This is a genomic window from Pseudomonas sp. GM78, from assembly GCF_000282475.1.
Lineage (GTDB): Bacteria > Pseudomonadota > Gammaproteobacteria > Pseudomonadales > Pseudomonadaceae > Aquipseudomonas.
The window spans coordinates 38,896-54,866 of record NZ_AKJF01000147.1; the positions used below are offsets into that span (position 1 = coordinate 38,896).

A 15,971-nucleotide genomic window follows, 5' to 3' on the forward strand; every position below is an offset into this window, starting at 1 on the left:
GGGTGAGCACAATGAATGCGATGCAAAAACCAGCCGTAGAGATGCTCGACATCTCGAAGAAGTTCGGGGGCATCAGTGCCCTGAACAACGCGAGTTTTTCCGCCCGTGCGGGGGAAATCCACGCCCTGATGGGCGAGAACGGTGCCGGCAAATCAACCTTGATGAAGGTCCTTTCCGGGGCCTACGTGCGCGATGCCGGCAGCGTCAGTCTTGACGGCGAGACCGTCGATATCCGCAAACCGGGTGATGCCCTCAATCTGGGTATTTCCATCATTTACCAGGAGTTTGCCCTGGCCCCGCATCTGTCCGTGGCCGAGAACATCTGCATCGATGACCTGGGCAAGAGCAAGGGCTTCGTACAGTGGGCGGCCATGCGCAAGAAAGCCCGGGCGATTCTCGACGAACTGGGTTTCAGCGACATCGACGTTCGCCAACCGGTCGGCAGTTTGTCGGTGGCGCACCAACAAGCCGTGGAGATCTGCAAGGCGCTGTCGCGTAATTCCAGGGTGCTGGTGTTCGACGAACCCACGGCGGTGCTGACCTCCCATGAGGCGCAAAAGCTGTTCAGGATTCTCGATGAGTTGCGGCGCAAGGGTGCGTGCATTGTCTACGTCTCCCACCGCATGGACGAAATATTTCGTATCTGTGACCGCGTCACTGTGCTCAAGGATGGCCACACCGTTGGCACGCTGGGCCTGGCCGACATCACCGAGCGTGGTTTGATCGAGATGATGATCGGTCGCGAACTGAGCGACCTGTTCCCTTCGCGCAAATCGCAGATTGGCGAGGTGTTACTGAAGGTCGAGAACCTGTGTGCCGGGCGCCTGGTGCGTGATGTGAGTTTCCAGGTGCGGGCCGGTGAAGTCCTGGGTTTTTGTGGGCTGGTCGGGGCCGGGCGGACCGAAACCATGCGTGCGATCTTCGGCGTCGATCGCAAGACCTCCGGCACCCTGCACCTCGAGGGACGGGAGATCCACAACCGCTCGCCACGGGAAGCCATTGCCAATGGCATCGGTCTGCTGCCAGAGGATCGTAAGCAACAGGGGGTGCTGCTGGAAATGTCGATCAGGGTCAACGGCGCGCTACGCCCCGACAGCCCCTATACCGGGCCCATGGGCTGGATTGCCAGTGGCCGGGAAACCCAGGGTATCGAAGCCCTGCGCAAGCAACTGGCAGTCAAGACACACTCGATCGAGCAACTGGTCGGCGACCTGTCGGGTGGCAATCAGCAGAAAGTCGCCCTGATGAAATGGGTCGATGCCGGCTGCCGGGTGCTGATCCTCGATGAGCCTACCCGTGGTGTCGACGTGGGGGCGAAAACCGAAATCTACCGGGTCATCAACGATCTCGCTGCACAGGGTGTGGCGATCATCATGGTTTCTTCGGAAATGATTGAAATCATCGGTATGTGTGACCGCGTGCTGGTGATGCGCGAAGGCGCGATTGCCGGCGAACTGTCGGGCGAGCGCATTAATGAACAAACAATGATTTGCCTGGCAATGGGAGTCCAGCACCATGAGTAACCCAAATTCCAAGCTGGCCACGGCCGAGCTTATGCAGCAAAGCAGTCGCGCCCAGGGAGACCGGCCCCGTCAACGCTCGTTGCAACGTCTTTTTCTGCAGCACAATGCGCTGGTCATGCTGGTGGTGCTGGCCATCGTCGCCAGCGTGCTTTCGGCGGACTTTCTTACCTACCAGAACCTGGGCAACCTGTTACGCCAACTGACGCCGTTGCTGCTGGTGAGCATCGGCATGTTGATTGTGATCCTGACGGCGGGTATCGATTTGTCCGTGGCGTCGGTGGCAGCCGTGGGGGGTATTGTGGTCGCCATGACCCTCAATGTGCTGCCGGTCGACGGCAGTGCCGGGTTGTTGCTGGCAGCGGCGATTGCGGTGGCGGCCGGCGTGTTGATGGGGCTGGTGACCGGCACCTTTATCGCGTACTTCCGCATGGCACCGTTTATCGCGACCCTGGCCATGATGACGGTGGCCCGTGGCTTGGCGTTCATCCTGTCCAACGGCCAACCACAACGGCTGGACGACACGCTTGTCAGCGCCCAATTGCTGCGTGATTTCGGACGACTGGCCGATGGCGTGCTAGGCATCCCTTGGCCTGTGTGGCTGGCGGCGGGGGTGACGCTCGTGTTTGCCTTGATCCTGCGCTACAACGCTTATGGCCGCCTGACCATTGCCAGTGGCAGCAATGAAACGGCGGTGCGCCTGGCGGGCATAGCGGTTGAGCGTTACAAACTGGCGGCCTACGGCATTTGTGGTGGACTTGCAGCATTGGCCGGAGTGGTGATCGCATCGCGCTCAGGTGTCGCCACGCCCAGCGCCGGCTTGGCACTGGAGCTTGATGCGATTGCCGCGTGTGTGATCGGCGGCGCCTTGTTGTCGGGTGGCAAGGGTACGATTTTCTACACGGTGGTAGGTGTGCTGGTATTGGGCCTGATCGGCAACATCATGAACCTGCTGAGTGTGCCGGCCTATCCGCAACAGATCATCAAAGGCGCAATTATTGTCGTGGCTGTGCTTTTGCAAGGTGTCGGTCGACGGGACGCGCGTATTTGATTGGACCGCTGGACGGAGTGGCAGGCGTCATCTGATGATGTATGATGCGTTATCGGCAATTGATGTCGGCAGATTCACAAGTCTGCCACTCCGGCGCAGAGTAATCGACTATGGAGATCGAGCAATAGTGACCGTGCATAAGCCCATTGATAAAGGCAACTTGAGCGAACGGGTGTATTCAATTATTCGCACCGCGTTGATGGACGGGCAGTACCAGCCAGGCGATCGTCTGCGTATCAGTACACTGGCCGAAGAGTTCGGCGTATCGATCACCCCGGTGCGCGAGGCGATCTTCCGCCTGGTCAGTGACCACGCGTTGGACATGAAAGCTGCAACCTCGATTTATGTCCCGGAGCTGACGGTCAGTCAACTGCGGGAAATCCAGTTGATCCGTCATTTGCTCGAAGGCGAAGCGGCCGGCATGGCCGCTCAGCGGATCACCAAGCCGGAGCTGGAGAAACTCGAAGCCATCCAGGAGGCATTCCAGAAGGCGGTTCCCGTCGACTACAAGCAAGCTGCCTTGTTGAACAGAGAGTTCCACTTCGGTTTGATCTCCGCGGCGCGCATGCCCGTGGTGTCTAAAACCCTTGAAAACATGTGGGTCATCATGGGGCCGCTGCTGAGCCGGTTCCACGCGGAGGTGCCCAAGCGGGAGCTGGCCAGCGCCAAGCACAAGCATTTCGAAGTGCTGGAAGGCTTACGCACCCGCGACTCGGACAAAGCCAAGCACGCAATGCAGGCGGACATCGCGTGGGGTGAGTTAATGATCGAATGGCTGGAAAAAAAGGAAAACCTGGCCGAGGCGTAAATCGAACTGCCGCAGTCGGTTCGCATTGGAGGACCTGTCGCCCGAACTCCACACCATGGCGGCTCGGGCGCTTTGATTTTTACGGCCTATGCAGGCAGTACGGAATCTGACTCATTCAACCGGGCAACCCATTTGCCGCCTTCGCCCCCTTGCTTGAGGGCATGCAAGGCCTCGGGCAGTTTTCGGAAGTCGAAGACCTGATGTGGGGGAAGCGACAACTTTCCGTTCAGCACACCGTCGAACAGCTGTTCACCGGCTTGTCGCAGCCGTTGCCGATCGCTCAGGCTGGCGTGGGCATGGAAGCTGTTGAGGGCCACTTCATGCAAGGAGATCGCGGTGCTGAAGGCGGGTAGTGGAGCGGTTTCCTGACGATCCTGAATGCACACCAGGTGACCGTTGTAACCCAGCAGCGGAGCCAGGCTGGCGGCATGTGCACCGCTGACGGTGTCAAACACGGCGAGCAACCTACGCTCACCCAAGGCAGACTGCAGAGCTTGTTGCCAATGGGCCTGGCGGTAGTCGAATACACCAACCGCACCTAATGCGTTGAGGTTCGAATGATGTTTCGTGGCTGCCGTGGCCCACACACGATAGCCACGTTGTACCGCCAATTGCATCAGCAACAGACCGACTGCGCCGCCGGCACCGACCACGAGCACATCGCCGCTAGCGCCTGGCACTTTGTCCAGTGCTTGCCAGGCTGTCAGGCCGGGGCAGGGCAGCGACGCGGCAGCGCTGTCATCGAGTGCGGCTGGAACCACCAATACCGTGGCGGCATCAAGTAGACAGAACTCGGCAAAACTGCCGTCGCGCGACAGTGACTGGTGATACGCCACGCGCGTGCCAGGTTTTATGTGTACACAAGCACCGGCTGCGACCACCACACCCATGCCGTCCACGCCAGGTACATGGCCGTCCTTCCAGTCCGGATGTCCCCACTCGATGATTTTCCAGTCCACCGGGTTCAACGCCAGTACGCGGTTAGCCACCAGTACTTCGCCCGATCTCGGCTGCACAAGTGGTTTGCGGATCAGCTCCAGGCCATCGATACCCTTATCCGAGTTCCAGGACCAGGCGGCGAAATCAGCGTGCATCGTGTGTCCTCATGAAAAAGCGGATTGCAATCATTCAATCCAGCGGTTGGCCTTGGCGATTAAAAGTTCGCCTCACGTCAAGTGCGCCAGTATCCGCGCCTGCAAACCTGAGTAGAACGTCAATGGGAGAAAAGGTGTTGTGAACCAGGTTCAGTAATACCCGTTTGGAAATCTGCTGAGCGGTAAACCGGTTACCCGTTTTACTGTCTGCTGAACGCAATAAAAATCGATGGTGGAGGCCAGCCACTGCCCCAGCTACCTTGATCACAGTATCCTGTGCAAAACCCTCATCGTTTCATTTGCGAGCGCCAACCCTTGAAGAGTCGAGCATTACTGGTTGGGGTGGACATGGGCACCTCCAGTACCCGTGTCGTGGTCGTTGACCAGGATGGCTGTCAGCGGGGGGCGGCGAGTCGGTCCGCGCGCTTGGCGAATCCGGCGCGACAGGTGTTCGAGCAGTGTCCGGACGAGATGTATGCGTCGGTGTTGCTGGCCATCGCCGATGTCATGGCTCAGGCATCGATCAATGCCGGCGACATCGCTGGTATCGCGATCTGCGGGCAAATGGCCGGGATCTCGACCATCGGCCGCCACTGGGAAGCCACAACGCCCTACGATTCCTGGCTCGATATGCGTTGCGCCCACCAGGTGCAGCGGCTCAAGGCTTTCGAGCCATCGATCATTCAACAGGCGGGCGGCCCGGTCAGTGCCAACCATGCCGCGAAATGGCTGTACTGGCGTGACGAACAGCCCCGGGTCTATCGCAAGATCCGCAAGATCATCATGCCGGCGGCCTACGTCGCAGGGCGCATGGCGGCGCTGGATGCCGATGCGGCGTTCATGGATGACACCTACCTTGGCTTCAACAGTTTTGCCGACAACCAGGCGATGCAATGGAACACGGCGCTGCTCGATGAATTCCAGCTGGAGGTCGATCGACTCCCCAGGCTGGTGAAACCCTGGGATCGCATCGGCTCGGTGTGCGCAAAGGCGGCGCGCGATTGCGGGCTGTTGGCCGGCACGCCGGTGTTTGCCGGGTGCGCGGATATCGCTGCGTCCCTGCTCGGTACCGGATCATTTGAACCTGGGCAACTGTTCGACATTGCCGGTACTGGCTCGGTGCTGGCGACCGTGCTTGACCATTACGCGGTGGACGCGCAGCACCAGACCCTGACGACGTTCCGCCACTGCATCCCCGGGTTATTTTATTCGATGGCCTACGTCGGTGGGGCCGGCATCACGCTCAAGGCATTCGGCCTGACGGACGCCGAGTGCCAGCAACTGCAAGCGCGGGCCGGGGCTGCGTTGTCCGAGCGCGACAAGCTGCTGTTCATGCCCCACCTCGGGGGGCGCCATGCGCCGTTCGATGCCGCGCTGGCCGGCGCGTTTGTCGGCCTCGACTGGCGCCACGACCGCACCGACCAGTACCGCGCGATGCTGGAGTCGATCGCCTATGAATACGTGCGTTTTGCGCAATGCATGCGGGACATGCAGGTCGATTTCGGCGACGCAGGGGTGATCAGTCTGGGCGGGGGGGCGAACAGTCCGCTGTTCCGGCAGATCAAGGCTGATGTGCTGGGGTTGCCTTATCGCAAACTGCCCGGCGCCGAGTACGGTGTGCTGGGCGCTGCGCTAGTGGCGGGACAGGGTGCGGGGGTGTTTGCCGATCTCAAGCAGACAGCCATTGACTGGCAACGACCGGACGAATGCGTGACGTTGCCGGACGCGTCCCGGCAGGCGTTCTATGCCGGTATGCGCAAGGCGTACGAGCAGATGCTGAGCAAACTCAGGCCGGTGATGGCCGATCTGCAGGCGGTGCCGTTGGCATGAGGGTCATGGCATGCTGTGTTCGAATCGGCGCACAGGCGAGGTGCCGGGCCGGCATGTCCAGATTCTTGAAGTACTGAACGGCAAAATCAACGAAGGATTTGACCCGCGCCGGCAGCTTCTTCCCGCCTTCGGTGAGCACATGGAACCCGGTGGTCGCACATTGATAGTCCTCGAGCAGCGGCACCAGTCGTTGCGCCTGAATGTCATCGGCCACTTCCCAGACTGACTTCCAGATAATCCCCAGGCCCTGTACCGCCCACTGGCGCAGGGTAAAGCCGTCGTTGGCCAGCCGATTCCCCTTGACCTGGATCGTGCTCGACAGGCCGTTGTGCATGAACTTCCAGCGATCGAGCGCGAAGTCGGCACGCAGTTGCACCAGGCAGTTGTGCTGATGCAGGTCCTCGGGCACCAGGGGTTTCGGGTGCCGCTGCAGATACTCAGGCGAACAGCAGACCATCGGCCGGTCGACGCCCAGGGAGCGGGCAATCAATGAGCTGTCCGGAAGATCGCCGAAACGGATCGCGATGTCCGAACCCGATTCGACGAAGTCGAGAATCCGGTCGGTGAAAAACAGGCGGATGCTGACGTGGGGATTTTCGCCAATGAAGGCATCGACCAGTTGGCTGACCCATTGCCGGCCGAGGTCGGTAGGGCAGGTCAGGCCGATGGTCCCGAGCAAGTCGCTGTGGCCATTCTTGATGATGTTGTCGAGGGCATCGACCTCTTCGAGGATTTTCAGCGCGTTTTCAAACAGCAACTGGCCTTCGGCAGTCGGGCTCAGGCTGCGGGTGTTGCGCTTGAGCAAGCGCAAGCCATAGAACTCCTCCATCGCCTTGAGGCGACCGCTCATGGCCGCCGGCGACAGACCCATTTGCCGGCCGGCCGTGGAAAGGGAGCCTGTCTGCACCACCAGGCGAAACAGCCGCATGTCCTGTAATCGATCAACCATGATGTTTCAACTCGCCAGGCTTGTTTTCTGATTGTTCGGAAAGTATCGATCGATTATTCACCTGATTCAATTAATTAAATATCCAAGGGTTCTTTCCAGTAACTAACAAACTGCTCTGGAATGGGTGTTCCAGGCGATATGTGAACTTGATTCAAATGAGTTTGTTGTTGGCTTCACCTTACGGGAAACTTGAAAAGTCAATTTTTCAAAAGTGAATAGAAAAGTAGAGGGGATTGTTAATAATGAATGCCTGAGCTTGTGAGTCACCCAAAAAAGAGGGTTTAAGTATGCACGTTCAATATCAAGTGGCCGCCCCTTCGATCGACCTGGCCGGCCCATTCAAAATGGCAATGGGGCGTTTCGCCTCTTCCATAACCCTGATCACTACACTCGACGATGACGGCCAGCCCCATGGTCTGGCGGCCACCGCTTTTTCCTCGGTGTCGATGGACCCGGCCTCGGCCCTGATCTGCATCAATCGCAGCGCCAGCGCCTCGCCGATCATCAAGCGCTCCGGGCTGTTCTGCGTGAACATGCTGCAAAGCCAGCACGAACCGATCTGCAAGATCTTCAGCCAGCCCGACCTGCGCGAACGCCGCTTCGTCGTGGGCGACTGGCGCACCGGGGAGCACGGCATTCGTTACCTGGCCGATGCCCAGGCGGCCATCTTCTGTGAAGTTGTTCAGGAGATTGAACACGGTACCCACACCGTGATGATCGGCAACGTGATTGATGTCATTACCCAGCCTTTCGAGGAGCCGCTGCTGTACATGGGAGGGCGATACCGGCAACTGGGTGATTAATCGGCAAGTCGTGCAGTGCTCGGTCTTATAACAATTAAATAAGAAGTGGATGTGGGTATGAACAATCAGTTGTTGGTCAAGTCAAGACTCGCCGGATCGATTCCAAAGTGGATCGGCCTGGAAACTAACGTGGCCGGCCCGATGGTCGGGCTTTTGTTGTTGTGTGCGGTACTTACCGTCTTTACCGATAGTTTCCTGACCTTGAGCAACCTGCTCAATGTGCTCGATCAAGTGACCGTGCTGGGCATCATGGCGCTGGGCATGACCCTGGTGATTCTCATCGGTGGCATCGACCTGTCTGTCGGCGCGGTGCTGGCCGTGGCGATCATGGTCATGAGCTGGCTCGAGCAGGTGCTGGGGTTACCGATGTGGGTGGCCATGCTCGGGGCCCTGGCCGTCGGTGCGGCCTGCGGGTCGACCACGGCCTTGCTGGTGGTCAGGGCCGGCCTGCCGTCGTTCATTGCGACCCTGGCGATGATGTCCATCGCTCGCGGCCTGGCCTACATGGTCACCGACGGCGCGCAAGTCAGCGGCTTCCCGGAATGGTTCAGCAACCTCTCGGTGATTCGTTACGGCGGTGTGTTGTCGCTGACCGTGAGCTGCTTTGCCGTGTTGGCGCTGGTGTTCTGGTTCGTCCTCAAGTTCACGGTGGCCGGGCGCAGCCTGTACGCCATCGGCGGCAGCGCCAAGGTGGCCAAGCTCGCGGGTATCCGGGTCAAGGGCTACACCAGTGCGGTGTACATCATTTCCGGAATTTGCGCGGCCCTGGGCGGCGTCATCATGACCTCGCGGCTGGACACCGCCGGAGCCGGCGCGGGCGTCGGCTATGAGCTGGACGTGATCGCCGCGGTGGTGATCGGCGGCGGCAGCCTCAAGGGCGGGGCGGGCAGTGTGGTCGGCACCCTCATCGGCGTGCTGATCATCGGTGTGTTGCGCAATGGCCTGAACCTGGCCGGCATTTCGCCCTTCATCCAGCAAGTGGTGATTGGCGCCGTGATCGCCTTCGCCGTGATGCTCGATCTGCTCAAGCGCAAGGCCGACTGACCCCAGGCCCTCGAACAAAAAAAGCCCTCGTGCCCAATCCAGAACAACAAGGATAAAAACATGAAACTGCCTGCTTTTTCAGTGCGTGTGCTGTGGTTGCCGCTGCTCGGCTGCCTGATGTCGTGCGGTGTGAACGCACAGACCAAACCCGTGGATCAGATCACTGTCGGGATGTCGATCCCGAGCCTGCAATGGGTGTTCTACCTGATGGTCCGCGATGGCGTGATGGAACAGGCCAAGGGCCTGGGGATCAACAATGTGCTGGTCGCTGACGCCCAAGCCGATCCGGCGCGGCAGGTCAGCCAGATCCAGGACATGTTGAGCAAAGGCATCGATGTGCTGCTCTACACCGCCACCGGCAGCGCTGCTTCGGCCGTACCGGTGCGACTGGCGCGGCAGCAGGGGGTGCCGGTGATCTGCATCGACAACTTCCCGAAAAACGTCGAGTGCGATGCCTATATCTCCACCGACAACCTGGCGGCGGCGGGCGAGCTGGCCCGGCAAATGATCAAGCTGACCGGTGGCAAGGCCGAGATCGGCCTGCTCCAGGGCACCTTGGGCGACTCGACCGAAGTGGCCCGGGCCAAAGGCCTGGACGCGGTGTTGTCCGAGGCGCCGGAGATGAAAATCGTCGACCGCAAGCCGACCGACTGGCTGCAGGACAACGGCTTCAAGGTGGCCCAGGACATGCTGCAGAAAAACCCGAAAATCAACGTGTTCATTGGTCGGTCCGATGCGCCGGCACTGGGTGCCGCCCAGGCGGTCAAGGTCGCCAACATCGATCACAAGGTCTGGGTCTTCGGTTATGACGGCCTGCCCTCGGCCCTGGAAGCCATGCGCGACGGCAAGCTGGACATGACCATCACCCAACAAGCCGTGGAAATGGGGCGTACGGCGTTGCGCACCGCGGTCGACCTGCAGCAAGGCAAGCCGGTGACCAAGACTCAACTGCTGCCGGCCTTCGTCACCACCCGCGAAAACGTGGCGACCTTTCTTGAGCAGCACCCTTGAGACCGGCGAAGGAGGGTAACGTCATGAATGCGATCCAGACCGGGCAGGCACCGCTGTTTCGGGCCAGCAACATCGGCAAGTCATTCAATTCGGTCAGGGTGCTGGAAGACATCAGCCTGGATATCGGCTACGGCGAAGTGGTGGCGTTGCTGGGGGAGAACGGTGCGGGCAAGTCGACCTTTTCCTCCATCGTCGCCGGCGCCTTGACGCCGTCCAAAGGCACGATGTTCCTCGCAGGCGAACCCTACGCGCCGAACGGACCCGGGGCGGCCATGGCCCTGGGCATCAACATGATCCATCAGGAGATTCATCTGCTACCGGACTTGAGCGTGGCGGAAAATGTGTTCCTCGGTCACCTGCCCACCCGTGACGGCATGATCGACCGCAACGCCATGCACCGCGAAACCGAGAAACAACTGCGGCGCCTGGGCCTGGACATTTCCCCGCAAACCCCGGTGCGGCAACTGAAGATCGCCGCCCAGCAACTGGTGGAAATCGCCCGAGCCCTGACGCTCAACTCGCGCTTGCTGATCCTCGACGAGCCGACGGCTGCCTTGGGCAAGGACGAAACCGACCTGCTGTTCAAACAGATCGAGGAGCTGAAAAAGGAGGGCGTGTCCTTCATCTACATCAGCCACCGCATGGATGAAATTGCGCGGATCGCCGACAAGGTCGTGGTGATGCGCGACGGGCATCTGATCGCCCGTCACGACAGCGGCTCGGCGGATGTCAGCGTGCTGGTGTCGCAGATGGTGGGGCGGCCGATCGAGCGCTTGTTCCCGGAATTGCCGCTGCCCGGTGATACGGAGGTGCTGCGCGTCGAGCAACTGTCGGACAAGGCCGGACGCTTTCACGATGTGTCGTTTTCGGTCAAGGCCGGGGAAATCTTCGGGATTGCCGGCATTGTCGGCGCCGGTCGCACCGAGCTGGTCCAGGCGATTGCAGGGTTGAGTGCGCTGAGCCAGGGCAAGGTGATGCTGGGTGATCGGCCGCTGCCGGCCAACAATGTGCAGGCGGCGATCCACGCCGGTGTGGTGTTGATACCCGAAGACCGCAAATCCGAAGGCGTGGTGCTCAGCCAGACCATTGCCGAGAACCTGACCTACTGCAACCTGGACAGCCTGAGTTCCTGCGGGATCATGGCCAACCAGCGGGTCGCCGCTTTTGCCCGTGAGCGTATAGCGACACTGGGGATCAAGGGCGTGGCGGGGCAGATGCTCGACAAGTTGTCCGGTGGCAATCAGCAGAAAGTGGTGATCGCCAAATGGATCGCCCGCCATCCGAAAGTGATCATTCTCGACGAACCGACCCGGGGCATCGACATGGGCGCCCGCGCGGCGATCTATGAACTGATCATTGACCTGGCGAAAACCGGGGTCTCGGTGATCGTCGTCAGCTCCGATCTGGAAGAAGTCATCGGTCTCTCCCATCGCGTCATGGTCATGGCCCGCGGCTGCTCCCAGGGCATCCTGCATCGGCCGCAGATTGCCCCCGACAGCATCATGACCCTGGCGACCGCGTGATGACCGACAGCCAACGAGGAGGTTGCAGTATGTCCACTCAGTATCAGGCACGGCCTTACCGACCGTTCGCGCAATTGCTGGACTTGTCCGGCAAAACCGCTGTCGTCACTGGCGGCGGCAGCGGCATCGGCCTGGCTATCAGCCGGCGCCTGGCCGAAGCGGGTGCCAAGGTATTGATTGGCAGCCTGGCGCCGGAGCGCAGCGGTGAACTGGTCGAGGCCGGGTTTGCCGTTGAGTTTGTGCGCACCGATGTCAGTCAGCCCGCCGATATCCAGCGCCTGGCGGACATGGCCGTCGAGCGCTTCGGCCGCCTGGATATCTGGATCAATAACGCGGGCGTCTATCCGCTCAAGCCCATCGACGAGGTCGATGCGGATTTCTGGGACAGGCTGCACGCCATCAACACGCGTGGGGTGTTTCTCGGTGCGCAGGCGGCACAGCGGCAGATGCGCCGTCAGCAAAGCGCCGGGGCGATCATCAATCTGTCGTCGATCTGTGGCCACCGGTCCATGGCCAATCACTGTACCTACGACGCTTCGAAGGGCGCGGTACTGGCCATGACCCGCAGCCTGGCCAAGGATTTGAGCGCCTTCGGCATTCGGGTCAACTCGATCTCGCCGGGGCTGACGGCGACCCCGGGCAACCTGGAGCCGGAACTGCTGGAGCAGCACCGGCAGAACAACGTGCTGGACAACATCCCCCTGGGCCGGGCAGCAGAGCCCTGGGAAATTGCCGATGCCGTGCTGTACCTGGTTTCGCCATTGTCCTCCTACGTGACGGGCACTGACTTGCTGGTGGATGGCGGGTGGCTGCTGCATGGAAGTTGACGCGTAACTGAACCCACCGAGGGCCGATGGCGTGCGTTGAAGCAACGCTCGGTCAGCCCCGGATATTGAACCCCTTTGCTTGAACGTTGCGACTCGCAGCGCCGGCACTGGCACGCCTGCGAAACGAGCGCTCGTCATGAAAACGCTGTGTTGCAGCAACTCTGTTCGCAACACAGCGGTCACTGAAAACAGCAGGAGAACGACATGAAACTCGCCATGTTCATGCAGCCGCTTCACCACAAGGGCTGGGATTATCACGAGATGTACGACCAGGACATTGCCTGCGCCGTCCACGCCGACAGCGTCGGTTTCGATGAACTGTGGGTGGGTGAACATACCTCTCAGCGCACCGAGCCGATCACCAACGCGCTGCAATTTCTGTCCACCCTGATTCCGCTGACCCGGCGCATGAAGTTGTGCACCGGTGTACTCAATCTGCCCCATCATTTCCCGGCGCGTATCGCTGCCGATGCGGCGATGTTCGATCACATGTCCAAGGGGCGTTTCATCATGGGCATCGGCCCGGGCGGGCTGGCCTCCGACTTCGAGGTGTACGGCAGCAACGGCAAGGACCGCGGGCAGATGATGGTCGAGTGCTACGAGATGATCCGGGCGATCTGGAACTCGGGCGCACCTTATGAGTTTTCGACCGAACACTATCAGGTCAGCCTCAAGGACTCGGTCCATCACGAACTGCAGATCGGCTACATGCCGACCCCGTTCCAGAAACCGTTCCCGCGCGTCGCGACCACGGCCATGAGTCCGTTCTCCGGTACCGCCAAACTGGCTGGCGCCAGGGACTGGGACTTGATGTCCGCCAACTTCAACCCGACGGCGACCGTGGCCTCGCATTGGCAGGCTTACTGCCAGGGCGCAGAAAGTGCCGGAATCAAGGCTGACGCCAACAACTGGCGGGTGGCCCGTTCGGTGTTCGTCGCCGACTCCCAGGCCCAGGCCGAGGACTATCTGGCCATGGAGAGCTGCACCCTGCGGCGCTACTTCGACTACATGATCGATAACCTGGCCAGCAACCACTACACCAAGATCTTCAAGACCCGCCCCGACATGACCGACGAGGAAGTGACGGTCGATCACTGCATCAAGGAAATGGTGATCTACGGCGACGTGAATTCGGTCACCGAGCAACTGGTCGCGTTCAGCGAACAGACCGGGCCGTTCGGCACCTTGATGACCACCTTCCATGAGTGGGACGACGCAGCGCTGTGGCGACGCTCCATGGAGCTGACCGCGCAGCAGGTCATGCCACGCCTCAATGACTACATGACGCCACGCTTGAAAGCGCAGTGATCGCCTGCGCTGGGCCCGGCCACATCGCGGATGTGGCCGAAACTCTGGTAATGCCCCTGGACACGACACATGACTGATTTGACGACGCAACACTTGCGCGAAAATGCACAGCGCGACTTTCAATTGACCGCCGAGGAGCTGGCCCGGTTGCGGGAAAAAGCCCAGTTCATTCGCCTGGAAACCATTCGCCTGATCGAAATCGCCAAGGTCGGCCACTACACCTCGGTGTTCTCCGCCGCCGAGCTGTTCGCCGCCCTGTATTACGACGTGATGGACCTGCGGTTCGGCGAGCCGAAATGGGCCGATCGCGACCGTTTCATGATGGGCAAGGGGCATGCGGCGGTCGGCCTGTTTCCGGTGCTGGTGGAGTGGGGGTTCTTCGAGAAAGAGATCCTCGACAACTACACGCGCCTGGGCAACCCGCTGGGCGATCACCCGGACATGCGCAAGGTCCCGGGGGTGGATTTTTCTTCCGGCTCCATCGGCCATGCCTTGTCCGGCGGGCTGGGCATGGCCCTGGCCGGGCGGATGCTGGGCAAGTCGTTCACCACTTACGTGATGCTCGGCGACGGCGAAATGCAGGAAGGCCAGGTGTGGGAGGCGGCGCTGGGCGCGGCTCACCACAAGGTCCACAACCTGGTGGCGATCATCGACCGCAATGGCTATCAGCTCGACGGCAACGTGGATGACGTGATCGGCATCGAGCCACTGGCGGACAAGTGGATCGCCTTCGGCTGGGAAACCCATGTGGTCGATGGCCATGACCTGGCGGCGGTGACCAGCCTGCTGCGTCGTCTCAAGGCCGACACCACGCGCACGCAACCGGTGTGCGTCATCGCCAATACGGTCAAGGGCAAAGGGGTTTCCTACATGGAAACCGAGCCGGGATGGCACCTGGGTTATCTCGACCCGCAAGACGCACAACGCGCTATCGACGAAATCAAAAGCAAGGTGATCTAAGCCATGAATACCGCACCTCTGTCGAACAACTCCTGGCAGTACCGGGCACTGAACAGCCAGACCCCCAGCTTGAATGCCTTGTCCGATGCGCTGATCGAACTGGTCGAGCGCGGCGAGCCGGTGGTCGCCGGCACCGCTGACCTGCAGTACTCCAACGGTTTGTCGAAATTCGCCGAGCAGCATCCCGAGCGATTCGTGCAGTTTGGCATTTCCGAACAGAACATGGTGTCCGCCGCAGCCGGGATGGCAGCGGTGGGCATGAAACCGTTCGTGGCGACCTTTGCATCTTTCCTGCCGTTGCTGTGCTGCGAGCAGATCCGCATGGACGTGGCCTACTCGGCACTGCCAGTGCGCCTGATTGGCCACCACGCCGGCATCTCCCTGGGCTTCTACGGCACCTCGCACCACGCCACCGAAGACCTGGCGATCATGCGCTCGATCGCCGACATCACGGTGGTTGCACCGGCCGATGGCAATCAGCTCAAGGCGGCGATCCTGGCTTCGGCCAACTACCCGCAACCGATCTATTTCCGCATTCAGCGCGGGCGGGATCCGGTGGTCTATGACAGCGTCCCGGATTTTGTCTTCGGCAAGGCCACGGTGCACCTGACGGGCGATGAACTGACCATCATTGCCACCGGTTCCACGGTACATCCGGCCCTCGAAGCCGCGCGGGCCTTGAATGCCGCCGGACGTTCGGTGGGCGTGATCGACATGACCACCATCAAGCCGCTGGACCGCGAGGCGGTGCTGACCGCTGCGCGCAACAGCCGGGCGATTCTCACTGTGGAGGAGCACAACATCATCGGCGGATTGGGCGGGGCCGTGTGTGAAGTCATCGCGGAGGAGGGCATTGGTGTCAAAGTGCGGCGCCATGGTCTTTACGATGAGTACAGCCTGATTGCGCCGCCGACCCACCTGTATCGGCATTACCGGCTGGATGCGGTGGGGATCGAAAGCGTGGCGCTGGAGGTGTTGGGTTAAGCCCATTTCTCCCTGACTGTGTTACCCCTTTTTAGGCTTCATGAGCCTGGCGTGCGGTGGGGGGCTTCATTGATGAAGGCCCTGGTCGCACGTTTTTTTATGCCTGGGATTTTTTGTGGGGAGTGGTTTGGTTTTGGATCTGATGGGGCGCGGGTGGGGACTGAGTACATATCCATTGCTGCGGTAACGGCGGCTTATGGTTTCGCCCTTACGGCGAGTCCCTTTTTCAAACGCCAAAAAGGAACCAAAAGGCTTTGCC

The 15,971-nt window shown here is 60.6% G+C and carries 14 protein-coding genes and 1 pseudogene; 13 read left to right on the plus strand and 2 right to left on the minus strand.

Annotation, left to right across the window (positions count from 1 at the left end; all coding sequences use genetic code 11):
• The first annotated feature begins 11 nt into the window (after nt 1–11).
• The 3 genes from PMI35_RS08220 to PMI35_RS08210 all read left to right on the plus strand — a co-directional run bounded on the left by PMI35_RS08220 (nt 12) and on the right by PMI35_RS08210 (nt 3,379).
• Nucleotides 12–1,523 carry a sugar ABC transporter ATP-binding protein gene (locus PMI35_RS08220; RefSeq protein ID WP_008063207.1) on the plus strand — a complete coding sequence of 504 codons (1,512 nt, stop codon included), beginning with the start codon at nt 12–14 and terminating at the stop codon, nt 1,521–1,523.
• The gene (locus tag PMI35_RS08215) at nt 1,516–2,571 is read left to right on the plus strand and encodes an ABC transporter permease (RefSeq protein ID WP_008063209.1); all 1,056 of its coding nucleotides are present in this window, start codon (nt 1,516–1,518) and stop codon (nt 2,569–2,571) included. The genes PMI35_RS08220 and PMI35_RS08215 overlap by 8 nt, the downstream gene beginning before the upstream one ends.
• A 133-nt stretch (nt 2,572–2,704) precedes the next feature.
• The gene (locus tag PMI35_RS08210; protein ID WP_238543199.1) at nt 2,705–3,379 is read left to right on the plus strand and encodes a GntR family transcriptional regulator; all 675 of its coding nucleotides are present in this window, start codon (nt 2,705–2,707) and stop codon (nt 3,377–3,379) included.
• 86 nt (nt 3,380–3,465) lie between these two features.
• Here PMI35_RS08210 and PMI35_RS08205 read toward each other — a convergent pair whose 3' ends face one another.
• Nucleotides 3,466–4,473: a zinc-binding dehydrogenase gene (locus PMI35_RS08205; RefSeq protein WP_008063213.1), complete on the minus strand. Its 1,008-nt coding sequence runs from the start codon at nt 4,471–4,473 to the stop codon at nt 3,466–3,468.
• Nucleotides 4,474–4,749: 276 nt separating this feature from the next.
• Between PMI35_RS08205 and PMI35_RS08200 the strand changes: the two genes are divergently transcribed.
• The gene (locus tag PMI35_RS08200) at nt 4,750–6,303 is read left to right on the plus strand and encodes a xylulokinase (RefSeq protein WP_443217069.1); all 1,554 of its coding nucleotides are present in this window, start codon (nt 4,750–4,752) and stop codon (nt 6,301–6,303) included.
• On the opposite strand, the gene PMI35_RS08195 is transcribed toward PMI35_RS08200, so the two are convergent.
• Nucleotides 6,260–7,252: a LysR family transcriptional regulator gene (locus PMI35_RS08195; RefSeq protein ID WP_008063225.1), complete on the minus strand. Its 993-nt coding sequence runs from the start codon at nt 7,250–7,252 to the stop codon at nt 6,260–6,262. The genes PMI35_RS08200 and PMI35_RS08195 overlap by 44 nt on opposite strands.
• 287 nt (nt 7,253–7,539) lie before the next feature.
• Between PMI35_RS08195 and PMI35_RS08190 the strand changes: the two genes are divergently transcribed.
• The 9 genes and pseudogenes from PMI35_RS08190 to PMI35_RS35485 all read left to right on the plus strand — a co-directional run.
• Nucleotides 7,540–8,055, plus strand: a complete 516-nt coding sequence (locus PMI35_RS08190; protein ID WP_008063226.1) for a flavin reductase family protein — start codon at nt 7,540–7,542, stop codon at nt 8,053–8,055.
• Between the two features lie 57 nt (nt 8,056–8,112).
• A complete protein-coding gene (locus tag PMI35_RS08185) occupies nt 8,113–9,099 on the plus strand; it encodes an ABC transporter permease (protein WP_008063227.1) in 987 nt (328 codons plus the stop codon).
• A gap of 60 nt (nt 9,100–9,159) precedes the next feature.
• On the plus strand, nt 9,160–10,110 hold the full coding sequence (locus tag PMI35_RS08180; RefSeq protein ID WP_008063228.1) for a sugar ABC transporter substrate-binding protein: 951 nt from the start codon (nt 9,160–9,162) through the stop codon (nt 10,108–10,110).
• Nucleotides 10,111–10,133: 23 nt separating this feature from the next.
• Nucleotides 10,134–11,633 carry a sugar ABC transporter ATP-binding protein gene (locus PMI35_RS08175; RefSeq protein ID WP_008063231.1) on the plus strand — a complete coding sequence of 500 codons (1,500 nt, stop codon included), beginning with the start codon at nt 10,134–10,136 and terminating at the stop codon, nt 11,631–11,633.
• A 29-nt stretch (nt 11,634–11,662) separates the two neighbouring features.
• On the plus strand, nt 11,663–12,460 hold the full coding sequence (locus PMI35_RS08170; protein WP_008063233.1) for an SDR family NAD(P)-dependent oxidoreductase: 798 nt from the start codon (nt 11,663–11,665) through the stop codon (nt 12,458–12,460).
• Between the two features lie 204 nt (nt 12,461–12,664).
• Entirely contained in the window at nt 12,665–13,768 is a 1,104-nt protein-coding gene (locus PMI35_RS08165; RefSeq protein ID WP_008063235.1) for an LLM class flavin-dependent oxidoreductase, read from the plus strand.
• A 69-nt stretch (nt 13,769–13,837) separates the two neighbouring features.
• On the plus strand, nt 13,838–14,728 hold the full coding sequence (locus PMI35_RS08160; protein ID WP_008063237.1) for a transketolase: 891 nt from the start codon (nt 13,838–13,840) through the stop codon (nt 14,726–14,728).
• A 3-nt stretch (nt 14,729–14,731) separates the two neighbouring features.
• Nucleotides 14,732–15,712: a transketolase family protein gene (locus PMI35_RS08155; RefSeq protein ID WP_008063239.1), complete on the plus strand. Its 981-nt coding sequence runs from the start codon at nt 14,732–14,734 to the stop codon at nt 15,710–15,712.
• 72 nt (nt 15,713–15,784) lie between these two features.
• Nucleotides 15,785–15,971, plus strand: a pseudogene (locus PMI35_RS35485) (hypothetical protein); the annotation flags it as partial.